Here is an 18602-nt window from a genome sequence, read left to right as displayed (position 1 = left end):
CCGCCTATGTTTTTTGTCTTACATTTTTTCCCTCCCTGGAGGATAACCGTGTCTAAGCGTCGAGTAGTCGTGACCGGACTAGGCATGGTATCTCCTGTCGGCAATACAGTAGAGTCTTCTTGGAACGCTGTTTGTACCGGACAGAGTGGTATCGGCCTTATCGAACATTTCGACACCGCTAACCATGCAACTAAGTTTGCTGGTTTGGTGAAGAATTTTAATCATGAAGATTTCAATATTTCGCGCAAAGATGCACGAAAAATGGATTTGTTCATTCAGTATGGTATTGCTGCAGGTGTTCAAGCTTTTGAAGATGCAGGAATCGAAGTAACAGAAGCCAATGCTGGCCGCTTTGGTGCTGCTATTGGTTCTGGTATTGGTGGTTTGGGCCTGATTGAAGAGAATCACAGAACATTGCTTTCTGCTGGTCCTCGTAAAGTCAGTCCGTTCTTTGTACCTTCAACCATTATTAATATGGTGGCTGGCCATCTGAGCATACTATACGGCCTTCGTGGTCCTAGTATCTCTATTGCAACAGCCTGTACTTCTGGTGTGCACAACATTGGTCATGCAGCGCGTATAATTGCTTATAATGATGCTGATATCATGTTGGCAGGTGGTGCTGAAAAAGCCAGTACAGAATTTGGTGTTGCCGGGTTTGGTGCTGCCCGTGCACTGTCGACCCGTAATGATGATCCTAAAACCGCGAGCCGTCCTTGGGACAAAGATCGTGATGGATTTGTTCTGGGGGATGGTGCTGGTGTTGTTGTTCTTGAAGAATATGAACATGCCAAAAAACGCGGCGCAAAAATTTATGCTGAAGTCGTTGGCTTTGGTATGAGTAGTGATGCGTATCACATGACATCTCCGCCTGAAGATGGAGCAGGGGCTGCACTTGCTATGGAAAATGCTCTGAAAGATGCAGGCATTTCTTCAGAACAAGTGGGCTACATTAATGCTCATGGGACTTCAACACAGGCGGGAGATCTTGCTGAGGCTCTGGCTGTGGAATCTGTCTTTGGTAAAGACACTAAAGTATTAGTGAGTTCAACCAAGTCAATGACAGGCCACCTGCTGGGTGCAGCTGGTGCTGTGGAATCCATTTTCACAGTTCTTTCTTTGCAGGATCAGATTGTTCCTCCAACTATTAACCTGGTTAATCAGGACGAAAATTGCCGCCTGGATTTTGTGCCTGGCGAAGCACGTAAAGTTGAGGGAATGGAATATGCGTTGTGTAACTCTTTCGGCTTCGGTGGAACTAACGGTTCACTGATTTTCCGTAAGATCTAAAACACCCTATTTCTATAAAAAGCCTCAACTTACGTTGGGGCTTTTTTTATACTACGAATGTACATTTTTGCACTGCTACCGCTCATATACTATGATAGCGCCCCTTATAACCTGAGGTTTTCACGCCTTTTTATTTAAGAATCAGAAAGTAAGATGAAGTATTGGATTAACGGCAAACCGCAAGATCAAATTTCGGTTAATGATCGCTCGGTACAATATGGTGATGGCTGCTTTACCACAATCAGAGTAGAGCAGGGTCAGGCAGCTTTTTTGCCTTTTCATGTGAAACGATTACAAAAAGGCGTTGAAAGGCTGTTTATGCCATTACCGGATTGGGCAAAACTGGAAAACCACATTAAACAAGTTGTCACAGGATGTGAGTCTGGTGTTTTGAAAGTACTCTTATCCAGAGGTTCGGGCGGGCGCGGTTACAGCAGTGATGGTATTAATGGGCCAAACCAGATCCTTTTACTAAGCCCCTATCCAGAGCAATATTACAGGCAACGGAAAACAGGTGTTGTATTGGGGCTTAGTCCTGTTGCTATGGGGATTAACCCTCATTTGGCGGGAATTAAGCATCTGAACCGTTTGGAACAAGTTCTGATAAAGCGGTTTATTGATCAGGAAAAGATTGATGAAGCTCTGGTGCTTGATAGTGATGGTTTATTAGTTGAATGTTGTAGCGCTAACATATTCTGGCGGAGAGGTAAAAATATCTATACGCCGGATTTGAGCCAGTGTGGTGTGGAAGGGGTTATGCGACAGAAAATTATCCAGCTATTGGAAGGTAGCGATTACCATTTGTCGTGTGTCATGCGTTATCCTGAAGCATTAGCGCATGCTGATGAGGTAATTATTTGTAATTCACTGATGCCTGTTATGGCGGTTAATCAGATTCAGGCACATAAAAATCAGCCTGCATGGAAATACCAATCCAGAGAGTTATATGAGTATTTATTACCTGAATGTTTAAGCCTGTAATTCTGCGGATTATTAAACGGTAGTGATTCAGCCAGCCCTTGAAAGGCAGATAAAAGTGGTAACCGAATGAAACTTAAAAAGCGCATTCTTATTCTACCTGGATTAATTATTTTTGTTGCAGCAATAGCATTTTTCTTTTTTATCAAAAAAGTAGAAAACTTTTCTGCTCAGAAGGTGAATCTGGCTCAGGATCTGATATTTACCTTACCGGCTGGGACGGGGCGTATCGGCTTAGAAACGTTGTTGATTCAGCATAATTTAATCAAAGATAACGGGTTATTACCGTGGCTTTTCCGGTTAGAACCGGAGCTGATCAAATTTAAGGCAGGAACTTACCGATTACAGAAAAATATGTCAGTAAGAGAAATTCTGCAATTGTTTGCCAGTGGTAAAGAGGTCCAGTTTACTATTCGTTTTGTTGAAGGCAGCCGTCTTTCTGATTGGTCAAAAATATTACAGAATGCGCCATACTTAAAACATGTGGCTGAAAATAAGACGCCACAAGAACTGGCAGAATCGCTGGGTATGAAAATAGAGAGTCCATTGGAAGGATGGTTCTATCCTGATACTTACCTCTATACCGCAGGTACAAGCGATATAGACTTACTCAAGCGGGCCCACCAAAAAATGGTTATGGCTGTCGATCAGGAATGGAAAAACCGGGCTGAAAATCTACCGTATAAGAGTTCTTATGAGATGCTAATTATGGCCTCCATCATCGAAAAGGAAACTGCTGTAGATGCTGAACGCGCTAAAGTGGCTTCTGTATTTATCAATCGACTGCGTTTAAAGATGCGGTTGCAGACCGATCCGACAGTGATATACGGGCTAGGGGATAAATACACCGGAACTATTTTCCGTAGCAGCCTGAGCACCTTTACGCCATACAACACTTATATGATTGAAGGGCTACCACCGACGCCGATTGCTATGCCGGGTCTTGCATCAATTAAAGCAGCGGCTCATCCGGCGGTAACAAACTATTTATATTTTGTCGCAGATGGTAATGGCGGCCATACTTTTACCACAAATTTAATAGAGCATAATAGAGCGGTAAGCCTTTATCGCCAGAGATTGAAGCAGGATAAATGAACAGCAAATTTATTGTTATTGAAGGGCTTGAAGGAGCAGGAAAAACCACGGCTATCCAGACAGTGTCTGATACACTGAAACAATCCGGGATTTCTGATCTTGTTTTTACCCGTGAGCCGGGTGGAACACCATTAGCGGAAAAATTACGCCAGATGATCAAGCAAGGGATCGAAGGTGAAATATTAACGGATAAAGCAGAAGTTCTGATGCTTTATGCTGCCCGGGTTCAGTTGGTGGAGAATGTCATCAAGCCTGCACTGGCAAAAGGTTGCTGGGTTGTTGGGGATCGCCATGATATGTCATCTCAGGCATATCAGGGAGGCGGACGTAACATTGACCAACATTTATTGGCTTCACTACGTGAAGCAGCGCTCGGTGATTTTTCACCTGATCTGACTATTTATCTTGATTTACCGCCAGAGGTTGGCTTACAGCGTGCCCGCGAACGCGGTGAACTGGATCGTATTGAAAAAGAATCATTAGATTTTTTCCATCGTACCCGCAAAAGATACCTTGAATTGGTCGCACAGGATAAATCCATCATAAAAATAGATGCAACGCAGCCATTGGAAAAAGTACAGGATGACATTCGTCAGGCTCTGCAATATTGGCTGGAAAAACAGGAAATACATGCATGAATTGGTATCCGTGGCTTAACCATGCATATCGTCAGCTGATTGAATCCCACCAACAGGGGCGTGGTCACCACGCTCTTTTGCTCCATGCTCATGAAGGAATGGGTGCAGATGCACTGCTTTATGGATTAAGCCGTTGGCTAATGTGTCAGAATAAACAGGGAATAAAAAGTTGCGGTAAATGCCACGGCTGTCATTTGATGTTGGCAGAAACACATTCTGATTGGCATGTACTCGCCCCGGAAAAAGGGAAAAGCACAATTGGTGTAGATGCAGTCCGTCAGCTCAGCGAAAAGCTTTATGAGTATTCTCAACAGGGGGGTGCCAAGATTGCGTGGGTACCTTCAACAGAATCACTGACTGATGCAGCCTCAAATGCGTTGTTAAAAACTCTGGAAGAGCCGCCCGGTAATACCTATTTTCTATTGAGATGTCAGCGTCCTGCCAGTTTACTGGCAACACTGCGAAGCCGTTGTTTTTACTATCATCTTCCGGTTCCTGAAACTAAGGCCGGTTTGCATTGGCTGCAAAAAAAGCTCCCGACGATACCATCACAGGATATTCAGACAGCACTGAAACTGTCTCAGGGAGCACCTTTGGCGGCAAAACAGTTACTCCAGACTGAAAAATGGCAACAGAGAAATGTATTTTGTCAGGCTATCACGCAGGCACTACATAAATATGATACCTTGTCACTTTTGCCATTGTTGAATCGTGATGATGTACAACAGTCTTTGTACTGGCTAATCAGCCTGTTGTCTGATGCGGTAAAATGGCGTCAGAAGGCGCAAAATTACTGTATCAATCAGGATCAGCAGATGTTGATTCACCATCTGGCCTCCAGCCAAAGTGTGGAAAAATTGTTAAATACAGTTGATGATTGGATACGCTGCCGTCATCAATTAATATCCGTAGCGGGCATCAATCGGGAATTGTTATTAACTGAACAATTACTCAATTGGGAAGGGCAGCTTTGCTCCACTCGGTAATACATTTAAATATGGGCATATTATGTTTTTAGTTGATTCACATTGTCATCTCGATTGTTTAGATTATGAAACACTGCATAAAAGTGTAGATGATGTAGTGGCGAAAGCCGCAGAAAGGGATGTGAAGTATATGCTGGCAGTTGCGACCACATTACCCGGCTTCCTGCATATGAAAAACCTGATTGGTAAACGTGACAACGTTGCGTATTCCTGCGGTATTCATCCGTTAAATCTGGATGAAGGATATGATTTTGATGAGCTTGCCCGTTTAGCCGCAGATAATGATGTTATCGCAATGGGTGAAACAGGGCTGGATTATTATTATCAGAAAGATAACGCAGAATTACAGAGAACTTCATTTCGCCAGCATATCCGCATTGGTCGCGAATTAAATAAGCCGGTGATTGTTCATACCCGTGATGCAAAAGATGACACCCTGATGGTACTGCGGGAAGAGAAAGTGCAGGATTGTGGCGGAGTTTTGCATTGTTTTACTGAAGATAAAGAGACAGCCAGGGATTTACTGGATCTTGGCTTTTATATTTCGTTTTCGGGTATTGTGACATTCCGCAATGCCGAACAAATTCGTGAGGCAGCGAGGTTTGTTCCCCTTGATCGTATTCTTGTAGAGACTGATTCACCTTATCTGGCGCCGGTTCCTCATCGCGGTAAGCAAAATCAGCCTGCTTATGTACGTGATGTTGCTGAGTATATGGCAGTATTGAAAGGCGTCAGTCTTGAAGAATTAGCCGAAGTGACAACAAGGAACTTTTGTAATTTGTTTCATATCGACATTTAAGAACATTAAATGATAATAAAGGAGAAATGAGATGGCAGAAGAAACTATTTTTAGCAAAATCATCCGTCGTGAAATCCCATCTGATATCGTATATCAAGATGAGTTAGTCACCGCATTCAGAGATATTACACCTCAGGCACCAACTCACATTCTGATTATTCCTAATGTGCTGATCCCAACGGTTAATGATGTTATGCCGGAGCATGAGGCTGCATTAGGTCGCTTATTCACGGTTGCTGCAAAAATCGCAAAACAGGAAGGGATTGCTGAAGACGGCTATCGCCTCATCATGAACTGTAACCGTCATTCAGGGCAGGTTGTTTTTCATATCCATATGCATCTGGTTGGTGGGCATCCACTAGGCCCGTTACTGGCAGAATAAGATTACTCACTGCCGTTTTTAATGCGGTCACTTGTAAGACGAAAGATATCCTGACAGCTGTAACCGGAGTAGATTAATGAAAAGAATTTTCTTGGTTGTATTATCAGCACTGTTGCTGGCGAGTTGTACATTAACATCCACACAACCGCCTGCTCCTGTTACACCTGCTGAACCAGAGCAAAAAACGGAACCCACTGAGCCGCCGTTACAGAAAGTACCTCAGCCGCCTAAGATCCAGTCAATTAACTGGAATAATATTGTTCAGCCATTAGTTGACCAGATGGCTAAAGCACATGGTGTAGAAGCGGGAAAAATACTGCTCGTTGATAATGTCAAAAATAATACGAGTGGTTCACTGAGAACACTTAAGGCAACTGACGCAATTACTGATGTGGTCAGCAAGAAGCATGTTTTTCAGGTTGTGCCGAAAAATCAGGTTTATTACGCCCGACAGGCTCTGGGGCTGTCATCAGAAGATAGTCTGGCATCACGCAGCAAATCTATCGGTTTGGCTCGTTATTTGAATGCCGATTATGTCATCTATTCCGTGGCTTCTGGTGATACCCAACAGCGTAAGATAAACATGCAGCTTATGCTGGTCAAAACGGGTGAAATACTCTGGTCTGGTAGCAGTGATATCAACTAATAGTGAAGTTCTATCTGGAATGTTGCGTCAGAAGTGGCCTGACATTCCAGCAGAAAACTGGGAGATCAGGCCATTAACAGGGCTGACTCAGGGAAGCCACTATATCACGGATGGTGTACGCCAGATGGTAGGGCGTAAACACACATGGCACAGTGGTGTTTTGGGTGTTAATCGCCAACGGGAACAGCGGATATTACGTAAATTATCTTTGGCCGGCATCGCGCCTGATGTAATCGCAATGCACGATGATTGGCTGTTACTGGAGTGGCTGAAAGGCACAAAGATCACAGCAGAAGAATTCGGTTTACCCATATTTCAACAGTCATTGGCGAATACCATCGCCATTCTCCATAACCAAACGCCATTGGGGTATGCCTTCCAACTCAAAGAACAATTAGCTTCCCAATGGCAATATATTGATAATTCGCGGCTTTCTTCCAGATGGTTGCGGCTGCATAAATTCTTTATATCAGCGAAAATGCCTGCGCCTTTGAAAATAGCACCTGCTCATATGGATATTCACCCTGATAATCTGATTGTGACATCGGAAGGTTTGAAACTGATTGACTGGGAATATGCGGCGGATGTTGATATTGGTTTTTCATTAGCGGGGTTGTTTGAAGGGAATCAATGGAATGAGATGCAGCAGAAATTTTTTTTGAATTATTATTGTACTGACGCATCAGGATATAGTGATATCGTCTTATTACAGCAAAAAATTAGGCAATGGAAACCATGGGTCAGATACATGATGCTGATGTGGTATGAAGTTCGCTGGCAGCAGACAAAAGATCCGCAATTTTTAGCTCTGGCTTATCCTTTGCGTCTGGATTTTAAGCTGACGTTTTAACACGAAGGTCGGCAATTGATAAGATGGTAACCAATAAATAGATAACTAATAAGAAGTGAGGAATATTATGGGGCCGGTAATGTTAGATGTTGTTGGTCATGAGCTGGATAGTGAAGAGCGTGAAATTCTGCAACATCCATTAGTGGGCGGTTTGATCCTGTTCACCCGCAATTTCCATGATACTCAGCAGTTGCGTGATTTGGTGCGCCAAATCCGCGAAGCTTCCCGTCATCGTTTAGTCATTGCAGTTGATCAGGAAGGAGGTCGGGTACAGCGTTTTCATGAAGGATTTACACGATTACCAGCGGCTCAGTCTTTTGCCTGTTTGCATGACGAACTGATGGGTGGGCATTTGGCCGAAGAATCGGGTTGGCTGATGGCATCAGAGATGATTTCAATGGACATTGATATCAGTTTTGCTCCTGTACTGGATTTAGGCCATAAATGTACCGCGATTGGTGAACGCTCATTTCATGAAGAGCCTGAACCTGCGATGGTGATGGCAGAGCGATTTATCAGGGGAATGCATTCGGCTGGCATGAAATCGACGGGTAAACATTTTCCCGGCCATGGTGCAGTCATAGCGGATTCCCACAAAGAAACGCCAATAGATAATCGCTCAATGGATGCAATTAGCTGTCACGATATGCTGATTTTCCGCGATTTTATCCAGCGTAACTTACTTGATGCAATTATGCCTGCACATGTTATCTATCCTCAGATTGATGATCGTCCTGCAAGCGCTTCCCCTTACTGGCTGAAAAACGTCTTACGCCAGCAGTTGGGATTTAATGGTGTTATTTTTTCAGATGACTTATCTATGGAAGGGGCTGCTGTTATGGGTGGCTATGCTGACCGGGCAAAAGCCTCACTGGATGCGGGCTGCGATATGATTCTGGTGTGTAATAACCGTCAGGGTGCGACTAACGTATTAGATAATTTACCGATAGTTAACTCAGATAAGGTGGCACGGTTATATCACCAGGGAAGGTCGTTTAGTCTGGAAGAACTGAAAAAATCAGAGCGCTGGCAGCGGGCGAATTTGCAATTAAATAATTTATGTGAACACTGGTTAAGTTGTGGCTAATCACTTCTGATTTATCGCGTCAAACGAAAGGCAGGATTGTTACATTATGATCCTGTCTTTTTGTATTCCCTTTTTATTTATTACTTTTTGCTGTCCATTTCAGAACAATATTCTTCATGTATTTCATTAAATAATACTGCTAATCACATAATGTTAACATTGTAAATTATAAGTATTAATAAACTAGATTTAAGTCTGATTAATTAGAGTTGAGTACGTAAATTTTGTGATTGGTGTCTAATTAATCAAAAGAATTTAGCAGGGGCCATTTTTGGTATGACCGACTGACCAGCCGTGATATTCTGGCAATATTTTCAGTATGAAATTTATCATTAGTGATGTCATTTAAGAACGTTATTCAAAAGATCGTTTAGCGCTTTACATAACATTAGTTGTATTTTCAGTGGGGTAGTCATGACAACGCCAAAGACAAGAATTGTCATCATTGGTGGGGGTGCTGGCGGTTTAGAACTGGCAACACGTTTGGGACATAAATTAGGGCGTAAGCAAAAAGCCGAAATAACTTTGGTGGATCGCAACAACAGCCATTTATGGAAACCGTTATTACATGAAGTAGCAACAGGTTCTCTTGATGATGGTGTTGATGCACTGAGTTATCTTGCTCATGCAAGTAACCATTACTTCAACTTCCAATTAGGTACACTCACAAATATCAATCGTGAAGAAAAGAAAATCACACTGGCAGCAATTCGTGATGAAAGTAGTGATTTGTTAGTACCAGAGCGTGAGTTGACTTACGACATTCTTGTTATGGCATTAGGCAGCCAATCGAATGATTTTGGTACAGTTGGTGTAAGAGAAAACTGCATTTTCCTTGATAATCCGCAGCAGGCACATCGTTTCCATAATGAAATGCTGAACCTGTTCCTGAAATATTCTGCGAATCAATGCCCGGAAGAGAAAGTTAATATAGCGATTGTTGGTGGTGGTGCAACAGGTGTTGAGCTTTCCGCTGAGCTATACAATGCAGTTAAACAGCTAAACAGTTACGGTTTTGAAAGCCTGAATACAGATGCCCTGAATGTGACTTTGGTCGAGGCTGGCGAACGTATTTTGCCAGCTTTGCCACCACGTATTTCTGGTGCTGCACACCAAGAGCTGACTAAACTGGGTGTTAAAGTCTTAACTAAGACAATGGTAACCAGTGCAGATGAAAATGGCCTGAATACCAAAGATGGCGAGCAGATCAAAGCTTCTTTGATGGTCTGGGCTGCCGGAATTAAAGCGCCAGATTTTATGAAAGAGATTGGTGGTCTGGAAACAAACCGTATCAATCAGCTGGTGGTGAAGCCTACTTTGCAGACAACACTGGATGAGACTATTTTTGCTATCGGTGACTGTGCATCCTGTCCGAAAAAAGAGGGCGGTTTTGTTCCTCCACGTGCTCAGTCTGCTCACCAAATGGCGAGCCGTTGCTATGACAACATTCTGGCTTTACTGAATGAAAAACCGCTGAAAGATTATGAATATAAAGATCATGGTTCTTTGGTTTCTTTATCTAAATTCAGCACCGTTGGTAGCCTGATGGGTAACCTGATGCGTGGCTCAATGATGGTAGAAGGCCGTATTGCCCGTATCGTTTATATCTCTTTATACCGTATGCATCAGGTAGCATTGCATGGGTATATTAAAACAGGCCTAATGATGTTGGTTGGTGGAATAAATCGTGTGATCCGTCCACGATTGAAATTGCACTAATTCAACCAGAGTGGTTCATCTGAATTTGATTATTGATATATTCAATAAATTTCAGATGAACCGCTAAATTTTCATTATTTTTATTCAATACTACGCTATTTTTTCATTCTATTTATCATAACTCGTTTTCTTCCCATCTTTTAATCAGGTTAATCGTTGTAATAAAACTCATTTTAGCTAGGTAACCATGACATAAAAATGTATGTTTATCTGTTAGGATTGGGAAAATTTAGTTTAGTAATGATAAAGATATTTAATGTAATGAAAGCGTGAAATTAATTTAAGATCTAAATTTGCTTAATTTTAAATTTCCATAAATACAGTGAATTAAGATTTTTTTAATCACGAGTTGAGTGCGTTTTTATTTCCCGAAAATAACTAAGGGATATGTTTAAGTAAGGAGTATGGCAAATTATAAATATAATAACGTGTTATGCAAGTAAGCTAAAGGCAAGGCAGTACAGATTCTACTCTCTGATTGTTATTATTACTGTTGGTATCGCTATAATATTTTTCTCTAAAAAACCACAGCCTAAATATGCTCAGGTACTTTCTTCAGAACCTATCATAACAATAGGTTATGCACAAAAATATTATTGTAATGGGGCATTGGTGCCATTTATTAAAATATTTGGCAATACTGAAAGCAACCGCTTATCTACATGTAAAAATAGTCTATTTTCTTTCATAGAAAGATTAAATATAACAAGAGAATCTTATGCGCTGAGTTATTATGAGTTAAAACATTGCATTGCATTTAAAATCCGGGAGCCGCGTATTATTGGGTATGATGTCATTTATGCTATTGATAATAAGCCGGGAAAGGTAAGAGTGATACATAAACCAGATCAATCGATCCCGTTGAATGAAAAAGGGAAGCTGATCCTTGCACCGTATTTGTAGAAGTGCTCCAGAAATGAAATATCTCCGGTCACATAGTTATTATATTCCCGGAGATAAGTATATAAGATGAAATTTGTTGATATTTTAACGATATTTAAAAGCAACAGTATTGATGCTATACCTGATGTTGCTCAAATGCTTCCAATAATGACTGAATAAACGATAAGCGTTCGGTTCTTTCAGTTAACTCGTTAATAAATTTCAGTTTAGAAGGTCCATCCAGCCGATAGATATTAGGCTGAGTCTGCAATAAGTTGATCAGATAGTGGGGATCTACTTTATTATTTTGACTAAATTCAATAAAGCCGCCTTTTTCATGGGCTTCAATACGTTTTATCCCTAGATTCTGAGCCGTAAGGCGGATAGAGGCTGATTGTAGTAAATGCCTGCCCGGATCGGGTAACATACCGAACCTGTCAATGAGCTCAACTTTTAATTCTGTCAGTTCATTGTCATTCTGAGCGCTGGCAATACGTTTGTAGAAAGACAGACGCGTATTTACATCCGGGATATAATCATCGGGTAAAAGCACTGGAATGCGCAGTTCTATCTCGGTTTGATTGTTAGTTAAATCCTCAAGTGAGGGTTCCCGTCCGTTTTTGAGTGCATCAACGGCACTTTCCAGCAGCTCCATATAGAGTGTGAAACCGATACTGGCCATTTGACCACTTTGATCTTCACCCAGAAGTTCACCAGCTCCTCGGATTTCCAAATCATGAGTTGCCAGAGCAAACCCTGCTCCCAGGTCTTCAAGTGAAGCAATCGCTTCCAGCCGCTTTTGTGCATCCGTGGTCATAGCTTTCGGGTGCGGAGTTAACAAATACGCATATGCCTGATGATGAGATCGACCGACACGCCCGCGTAATTGATGTAACTGAGCCAGACCGAAGTGATCAGCCCGTTCAATAATAATGGTATTCGCTGTCGGAATATCGATCCCGGTTTCAATAATTGTAGTGCATATCAATACATTAAAGCGCTGATGATGGAAATCCGTCATGACACGCTCCAAGTCACGTTCACGCATTTGCCCGTGACCGATAACCATTCTGGCTTCAGGCACTAATTCTTCCAGCCGGCTTTTTGCTTTTTCAATATTTTCGACATCGTTATAGAGATAATAAACCTGACCACCACGTAAGATTTCACGCAGAATAGATTCACGAACGACTAAGCTGTCATATTCACGTACAAAGGTTTTTACTGCCAGCCGACGAGCAGGGGGAGTCGCAATAATCGACAGATCGCGCATTCCGCTCATTGCCATATTAAGCGTTCTGGGAATAGGAGTTGCTGTCATGGTCAGGACATCAACATCGGCACGGATAGCTTTGATTCGCTCTTTATGGCGGACACCGAAACGGTGTTCTTCATCCACAACTAATAAACCCAAATCCTTCCAGCGCAGATCACTTTGCAACAGCTTATGCGTACCGATGATGATATCGACTTTCCCTTCTGCTGCCATATCTATAACTTGCTGTTGCTCTTTGGCACTGCGGAACCGTGACATCACCTCAATGTGTACAGGCCAGTTAGCAAAACGATCGCGGAAATTATCATAGTGTTGTTGGGCTAACAGAGTCGTTGGGACTAAAACAGCGACTTGCTTATTATTGTTGATAGCAGTAAAAGCAGCTCGCATTGCGACTTCCGTCTTACCGAAGCCGACATCACCACATACCAGTCTGTCCATCGCAATTGGCTGGCACATATCGCTCAGTACCGCATTAATGGCCTGTTCCTGATCGGGTGTTGTATCGAATGGGAAATTTTGGCAGAACAATTGATATTGTTCCCGATCGTGCTTAAACGCAAAACCCGGTTTAATGGCTCGCTGGGCATAGATATCCAGTAATTCAGCGGCAACATCACGGACTTTTTCTGCCGCTTTCTGACGAGCTTTATTCCATGCTTCACCACCCAGTTTGTGCAGTGGTGCGCTTTCCTCTGCTCCTCCGGCGTAGCGGCTGATTAAATGCAGAGATGAAACCGGTACATACAGCTTGTCTTCTCCGGCATAAGTCAGAATGAGATATTCAGCCTTAATGCCTCCTGCCTCCAGTGTTGTTAGCCCCTGATAGCGTCCAACACCATGTTCAAGATGTACGACGGGCTGACCGGGGCGGAGTTCTGCGAGGTTACGGATCAGGGTATCGGTATTAATTGTGCGTCGGTTATCCTGACGGCGGCGGCTGACACGTTCACCAAGCATGTCACTTTCACAAATGAAGGCGAGTTTTTTCTCTTCATCTATAAAACCCTGTTCTGCGCTGCCCACCATTAAAAAGCATCCTGCCTCTTTAGCATCTTCCAGCTGATGTATTGTGACCGGATGAATTTTTATCCGAGACAATAACTCATTGACTGATTCCCGACGTCCTTCACTTTCCACTGAAAAAATGATCTTGCCTCTGAACTGCTCGATAAAGCGGCGTACTTTATCTAAAGGCGCTTTATGATGGGCGGCAACGGAGATATCCGGTAAAGGCTGATAAGCAAGATTGATATTTCCGGCTTTCTTGGGTAACTCTTCATTTTTGATTTGGACGCGGGGCCATTTTTTCAGCTCAGCGAAAAGACTGTCGACGGGAAGCCAAATTTGGTCGGGAGGAAGTAATGGCCGCATCGGGTCAACTTTACGGCTCTCAAAACGCTGCTCGGTATCTTGCCAGAAACGTTCTGCCGTGTTCATCAAATCTTGTACGATAATCAGCGTATTTTCAGGCAAATAATCAAATAGTGTAGATAAAGGCTGTTCAAAGAATAATGGCTGCCAGTACTCAATGCCTGCGGGTAACATTTTTTTACTGACCTGCTGATAAATGTGTTCAGCATCCCGCCGGACATCAAACTTTTCACGCCATTGGCTGCGGAATAATTCAATGGCTTCTTTATCTGTCGGGAACTCATGGGCCGGCAGTAAACTGATTTTCTCCACTTCCTCCAGCGTTCGTTGGCTATCCACATCAAAAGTACGCAGGCTGTCGATTTCATCATCAAAAAAATCGATGCGGTAAGGGTGTTCGCTTCCCATAGGAAATAGATCGAATAAGGCACCACGTGTGGCAAATTCACCATGTTCAAGCACTTGCTCAACACTACGATAACCGGCCTGTTCCAGATTTGCCCGTAATTTATCACGCGAAATACGTTGCCCTTTATGCATGATTAGAGCATGCCCCTGAAGGTACTCGTGAGGGCAAACACGCTGCATCAATGTATTAACAGGCAGAATAAGTGCCCCTTCTGTCATAAAAGGTAGCTGATACAGGGTAGATAAACGATTTGAAATGATTTCCTGATGAGGGGAAAAACTATCGTAAGGTAGAGTTTCCCAATCTGACAACATGTTTATTGAAGTACGGGTAAATTGTGGAATTTCATCACGCAGCCGTAAGGTGTTCTGCATATCTTTTGTGACTAATAGTACAGGGCCGGAGTGACGTTCAATGATTTCAGCACATTCAATGGCACAAGCAGCACCGATCAGATGGCCTAACTGGCGGATATCACCGCGACGTTCAGGAAGTTGATAACGATATTTTGCGGACATAAGCGTTTGATGTGTTCTCTAAGATTCAGTCCATTCCCAACACATATTTAACCCAGTAGCCTTTACAATAAATACGCTGGCAGGTTGAGAGAAGTAAAAACAGAACCGGAATGTGAATGGCTCCATCATATAGTACAGCTGCTCTTTATTATCCCTGAACACATTGCTTTGGCAACAGCTGAGTAACAGATTTGCTGTCTGGCCTGAGGTGGTATATTAGCTCGTGTTAACAACAGGGCTTTTTTATCTTCAATTTCGAAGGTGCTAATCAAAACTTAATTAAACAGTGATAATATGTAATAAGTGAACGATATAGATTGAATTTTTTATAAAATACATATGCAAAAACAGAGATAAAATATGATCTTTTTCATTAATTTAATGCATTCAAATAACCCCCTTTGATACGGCGGATTCTATGTTTCAGTCTGTTTCATTATTTATCGGATTGCGCTATATGCGCGGGCGGGCGGTTGATAAATTTGGCCGCTTTGTTTCCTGGCTTTCAGCCATTGGTATTATATTAGGGGTGGCTGCATTAATTACTGTGTTATCAGTCATGAACGGTTTTGAACGTTCACTGGAGGCCAGTATTCTGGGCTTTATGCCTCATGTCATTATTACTTCAGAAAAGGGGTCAATTAATCCTGCCGAGCATCCGAAAAGTCAGCTTTCTGGTTTAAAAGATGTCACCCGTATTGAGCCGGCTGTTCAGGGAGATGTTGTACTGCAAAGTGCCCATAATGTGGGAGTCGGAGTTATGTTGGGTATTAAGCCGGATGAATATACACCGTTGGCGGAATATACCGTCAATGTTGATCAGAGCCAATTGCAGCCCGGTCGCTATTTTGTGATTTTAGGTGAAAAACTGGCAGCAAGACTGGGTGTCAGGCGAGGCGATCAGATCCGCATTATCGTTCCGAGTGCCAGCCAGCTTACCCCAATGGGCAGGATACCCAGCCAGCGTTTATTTACAGTAGCCGGGACATTTTTTGCCAACAGTGAAGTTGATGACACTGAAATGCTGGTTAATCAGCAAGATGCTGCCCGACTTCTACGCTATCCCATTAACAATATTACTGGCTGGCGTTTATTTCTCACTGAACCATTAAAAGTAGATGAATTAAGTCAGCAGCCGCTGCCAAAAGGTTTGGTCTGGAAAGACTGGCGTGAACGTAAGGGGGAGTTTTTTCAGGCAGTACGTATGGAAAAAAATATGATGGGGTTATTGCTTAGCCTAATCATCGCAGTTGCTGCTTTCAATATTATCACTTCTCTTTCTTTATTAGTGATGGAAAAACAGGGTGAGATTGCTATTTTGCAGACACAAGGGTTAACCCGTCGGCAAGTGATGACCATTTTCATGATTCAGGGAGCCGGAGCAGGCATCATTGGTGCTTTATTGGGAACGGGGTTAGGAATACTGCTTTCTAGTCAACTGAATAAATTAATGCCTGTTATCGGCCTGCTGACAGAAGGTATTCAATTACCTGTTGCCATTGAACCTGCTCAGGTGGCGATTATTGCCGTCAGTGCCATGTTAATCTCTCTATTATCCACTTTGTATCCTTCCTGGCGCGCTGCTGCCACTCAACCTGCTGAGGCTTTACGTTATGAGTAATCAACCTTTATTGCTATGCCATCATTTGTATAAAAAATATCAGGAAGGGCAGGTTTCCACTGAGGTATTAAAAAATGTCACATTTTCCATGCAGCAAGGAGAAATGATGGCAATTGTCGGTAGTTCCGGTTCAGGTAAAAGTACTCTGTTGCACTTATTAGGAGGGTTGGATTCACCGACCTCCGGTGAAGTGATTTTCAAGGGGGAATCACTTAATAATATGTCTGCTTCCGGGCGGGCAGAATTACGAAACAGAGAAATTGGTTTTATTTACCAGTTTCACCATCTGCTGCCTGATTTTAATGCATTAGAAAATGTTGCTATGCCACTATTGATCGGCAGTAAAAGGTTGCTTGGGGGGAAGAAGCAGGCTGAACAAAAAGCACGGGATATGTTGGCGGCAGTCGGGTTGGAAAAGCGGGCACACCATCGGCCTTCTGAATTATCAGGAGGTGAACGCCAACGGGTTGCTATTGCTCGTGCACTGGTGAACGAACCTTCACTGGTATTGGCAGATGAGCCGACAGGTAATCTTGACCAACGTAACGCTGACAGCATTTTTGAGCTGTTGAAGAACCTGAATCAACAGCAAGGCACGGCATTTTTGGTTGTGACTCATGATCTTAAACTGGCTGACAGGCTGGCGCGTCAGGTGGAAATGCGTGATGGGTATTTACAGGATGAATTAACCCTGACGGGGGGAGTGTAATGGCAAATCTGCCTCTTGCATTACTCACTGCAATACGCTTCAGCCAAGGGCGCCGCCGCGCGGGAATGGTTTCTTTAGTTTCAGTCATTTCAACACTGGGGATCATGCTGGGTGTTGCTGTACTGATCATCGGCTTGAGTGCAATGAATGGCTTTGAGCGCGAACTTAAAAACCGGATACTTTCTGTTGTTCCTCATGGTCAGATTTATACGGTAGAACAGCCTTTCCAGCATTGGAAATCAGCGCTTAAACAAATCAGACAAACTCCGGGCATTGCAGGAGCTTCTCCTTATATTGAATTTACAGGTCTGATGGAGCGAGGAGATAAACTTCATGCTGTTCAGGTTCGTGGTGTTGATCCTGAGACTGAAGCCGAAGTTAGCACCTTGTATAAGTTTGTCCGTGACGGTGCATGGCAGACATTTCAGGCAGGCAAAAATCAGGTCATTCTGGGGCAGGGAGTTGCAAATTCACTGAATGTGAAACAGGGTGATTGGCTGACAGTGATGATCCCAAACAGCGATCCAAGCCTGAAATTATTACAGCCTAAACGAATACGTTTACAAGTTACCGGTATTTTTCAGTTAAGTGGCATGTTGGATCATCGTCTGGCTTTGGTTCCGTTATCTGATGCACAACAGTATCTGGATTATGGCGATGCTATTACCGGCGTTGCTATTAAAGCAGACGATGTTTTTGCAGCAGAGAAGCGGGTTATAGCCGCCGGTAATGCAACAGGCAGGTATGTCTATATCAGTACATGGCTGAAAGACTACGGTTATATGTACAATGATATCCAGATGATACGGGGTATCATGTACTTAGCCATGATTTTAGTCATTGGGGTTGCCTGTTTTAATATCGTTTCAACACTGATTATGGCGGTCAAAGATAAGAGCAGTGATATTGCTATTTTGCGTACACTGGGGGCTAAAGATGGTCATATCAGGTCAATTTTCTTGTGGTATGGATTATTGACCGGAATGGTTGGCAGTATTATTGGCGCTATTGTCGGAATTTTCATGGCGCTTAATTTGACAGCTATTATTAAATGGATAGAGAAGCTGTCCGGGCATCAATTTCTTTCCGGTGATATCTATTTCATTGATTTTCTGCCGTCAGAATTACATACCATGGATATTTTCTATGTTTTGTTAACGGCACTGATCCTGAGCTTATTAGCCAGTTGGTATCCGGCTCGTCGGGCCAGTAAACTTGATCCAGCGCGGATTTTGAGTGGTCAATGATATTCCAGAGTATTCACTATATCACTTAAGCGCGCTATCTTACGGAGTGAACTGAGCAGAAGCGATGAGCTGAACACACCATGAATAAAGTCGTGG

Annotated in this window: 16 protein-coding genes; 15 read left to right on the top strand and 1 reads right to left on the bottom strand. The window is 43.0% G+C overall.

All coding sequences use genetic code 11. From position 1 onward, the window contains the following. Positions 1-48 precede the first annotated feature (48 nt). From fabF to umoD, 12 genes are all read left to right on the top strand, one after another. Positions 49-1290 carry a beta-ketoacyl-ACP synthase II gene (gene fabF / locus AACS92_RS09370; protein WP_099110955.1) on the top strand — a complete coding sequence of 414 codons (1242 nt, stop codon included), beginning with the start codon at positions 49-51 and terminating at the stop codon, positions 1288-1290. Positions 1291-1443: 153 nt separating this feature from the next. After that, on the top strand, positions 1444-2271 hold the full coding sequence (gene pabC / locus AACS92_RS09365) for an aminodeoxychorismate lyase (protein ID WP_099110954.1): 828 nt from the start codon (positions 1444-1446) through the stop codon (positions 2269-2271). A gap of 66 nt (positions 2272-2337) precedes the next feature. Then, a complete protein-coding gene (mltG, locus tag AACS92_RS09360) occupies positions 2338-3363 on the top strand; it encodes an endolytic transglycosylase MltG (RefSeq protein ID WP_099110953.1) in 1026 nt (341 codons plus the stop codon). After that, positions 3360-4001, top strand: a complete 642-nt coding sequence (tmk, locus tag AACS92_RS09355) for a dTMP kinase (protein ID WP_099110952.1) — start codon at positions 3360-3362, stop codon at positions 3999-4001. Before mltG ends, tmk begins: the two co-directional genes overlap by 4 nt. After that, positions 3998-4987, top strand: a complete 990-nt coding sequence (holB, locus tag AACS92_RS09350) for a DNA polymerase III subunit delta' (RefSeq protein WP_099110951.1) — start codon at positions 3998-4000, stop codon at positions 4985-4987. The genes tmk and holB overlap by 4 nt, the downstream gene beginning before the upstream one ends. Positions 4988-5009: 22 nt before the next feature. Continuing rightward, positions 5010-5786 (top strand): metal-dependent hydrolase, encoded by a 777-nt coding sequence (locus AACS92_RS09345; protein ID WP_099110950.1) that lies wholly within the window; start codon positions 5010-5012, stop codon positions 5784-5786. A 31-nt stretch (positions 5787-5817) separates the two neighbouring features. Next, positions 5818-6168 carry a purine nucleoside phosphoramidase gene (hinT, locus tag AACS92_RS09340; RefSeq protein ID WP_099110949.1) on the top strand — a complete coding sequence of 117 codons (351 nt, stop codon included), beginning with the start codon at positions 5818-5820 and terminating at the stop codon, positions 6166-6168. Between the two features lie 76 nt (positions 6169-6244). Then, on the top strand, positions 6245-6814 hold the full coding sequence (lpoB, locus tag AACS92_RS09335) for a penicillin-binding protein activator LpoB (protein WP_099110948.1): 570 nt from the start codon (positions 6245-6247) through the stop codon (positions 6812-6814). Then, complete coding sequence (locus AACS92_RS09330; protein ID WP_339373549.1) at positions 6777-7664, top strand: phosphotransferase; 888 nt, start codon at positions 6777-6779, stop codon at positions 7662-7664. Before lpoB ends, AACS92_RS09330 begins: the two co-directional genes overlap by 38 nt. A gap of 67 nt (positions 7665-7731) precedes the next feature. Beyond that, positions 7732-8751, top strand: coding sequence for a beta-N-acetylhexosaminidase (nagZ, locus tag AACS92_RS09325; protein WP_099110946.1), 1020 nt, complete (start codon positions 7732-7734; stop codon positions 8749-8751). 414 nt (positions 8752-9165) lie between these two features. Beyond that, a complete protein-coding gene (locus AACS92_RS09320) occupies positions 9166-10470 on the top strand; it encodes an NAD(P)/FAD-dependent oxidoreductase (protein WP_099110945.1) in 1305 nt (434 codons plus the stop codon). Positions 10471-10881: 411 nt separating this feature from the next. Then, positions 10882-11373, top strand: coding sequence for a UmoD family flagellar biogenesis regulator (gene umoD / locus AACS92_RS21855; protein WP_369800399.1), 492 nt, complete (start codon positions 10882-10884; stop codon positions 11371-11373). 115 nt (positions 11374-11488) lie between these two features. Here the strand turns inward: umoD and mfd are convergent, their stop codons facing one another. Continuing rightward, a complete protein-coding gene (mfd, locus tag AACS92_RS09315) occupies positions 11489-14929 on the bottom strand; it encodes a transcription-repair coupling factor (RefSeq protein ID WP_099110943.1) in 3441 nt (1146 codons plus the stop codon). Positions 14930-15347: 418 nt separating this feature from the next. Here mfd and lolC point away from each other — a divergent pair, with 418 nt between their 5' ends. The 3 genes from lolC to lolE are packed head-to-tail and all read left to right on the top strand — an operon-like array spanning position 15348 to position 18506. Continuing rightward, complete coding sequence (gene lolC / locus AACS92_RS09310; RefSeq protein ID WP_099110942.1) at positions 15348-16550, top strand: lipoprotein-releasing ABC transporter permease subunit LolC; 1203 nt, start codon at positions 15348-15350, stop codon at positions 16548-16550. Next, positions 16543-17259: a lipoprotein-releasing ABC transporter ATP-binding protein LolD gene (gene lolD / locus AACS92_RS09305; protein ID WP_099110941.1), complete on the top strand. Its 717-nt coding sequence runs from the start codon at positions 16543-16545 to the stop codon at positions 17257-17259. Before lolC ends, lolD begins: the two co-directional genes overlap by 8 nt. Further along, positions 17259-18506: a lipoprotein-releasing ABC transporter permease subunit LolE gene (gene lolE, locus AACS92_RS09300; protein ID WP_099110940.1), complete on the top strand. Its 1248-nt coding sequence runs from the start codon at positions 17259-17261 to the stop codon at positions 18504-18506. The genes lolD and lolE overlap by 1 nt, the downstream gene beginning before the upstream one ends. The last annotated feature ends 96 nt before the right edge of the window (positions 18507-18602 follow it).

The sequence above is a fragment of the Xenorhabdus sp. KJ12.1 genome (assembly GCF_963876495.1).
GTDB lineage: Bacteria > Pseudomonadota > Gammaproteobacteria > Enterobacterales > Enterobacteriaceae > Xenorhabdus > Xenorhabdus stockiae.
The sequence above is the reverse complement of the archived record's forward strand: the minus strand, read 5'-3'. Positions and strand labels throughout refer to the sequence as shown.